Source organism: Agromyces humi (genome assembly GCF_009720255.1).
Classification (GTDB): domain Bacteria; phylum Actinomycetota; class Actinomycetes; order Actinomycetales; family Microbacteriaceae; genus Agromyces; species Agromyces humi.
This window is the reverse complement of the sequence record NZ_WJSP02000732.1, coordinates 1-695: the sequence shown is the minus strand read 5'-3', so window position 1 is coordinate 695 and position 695 is coordinate 1. Positions and strand designations below refer to the sequence as shown.

Below are 695 nucleotides of genomic sequence, written 5' to 3'. Positions count from 1 at the left end.
CTGCTTCTACTACGGCATCACCGCGTTCGCGCTCACCGCACCCGGCGGCCGCACCGTGACCGTCGGCCTGCCGTCGCCGGCCGCGCGGGTGGAGCTCTCGCCGCTCACCGTCACCGCCGAGGCGCGCACGATCGTGGGCAGCTACCTCGGGTCGGCCGTGCCGTCGCGGGACATCCCGGGGTACGCCGAGCTGTGGCGGCGGGGTCGCCTGCCCGTCGAGGCGCTGATCTCGTCGCACATCGCACTCGACGAGGTCAACGAGGCGATGGACACGCTCGCCACCGGCGCGGCGATCCGGCAGGTCATCCGGTTCTGAGCGGCCGGCCGCCGGCGCCTGCGGCATCCGTTGCCCGGGGGGTGGCGCGAACGTATCGTGGGAGGCGCGGGAGCCGGTCGGCTCGCCCGCATCGAGCGCACTCCGCGTCGACGAGGTCGGGAGGGGCACATGGCGACGATCGCCTGGATCGGGTTGGGACACATGGGCGGCCCCATGTCGGGCAACCTCGTCGCCGCCGGACACGAGGTGCGCGGGGTCGATCCCGACGCTACCTGCCGCGAGGCCGCCGCTGCCCGTGGGGTGCAGGTCGTCGCGTCCATCGCCGACGCCGTGGCGGGTGCCGACGCGGTGTTCACGTCGCTGCCGCGCGGCGAGCACGTGCGCGAGGTGCTCGGCGGCGAGGGCGGCGTCTGGGCGA

At 75.0% G+C, this 695-nt stretch carries 1 protein-coding gene and 1 pseudogene; both read left to right on the top strand.

The window, feature by feature from the left end; translation table 11 throughout:
- Nucleotides 1-316 (top strand): annotated as a pseudogene (locus tag GH736_RS23850) (alcohol dehydrogenase); the annotation flags it as partial.
- A gap of 129 nt (nucleotides 317-445) precedes the next feature.
- The coding region (locus tag GH736_RS23845) for an NAD(P)-binding domain-containing protein (protein ID WP_159607580.1) at nucleotides 446-695 on the top strand (250 nt) is incomplete at its 3' end.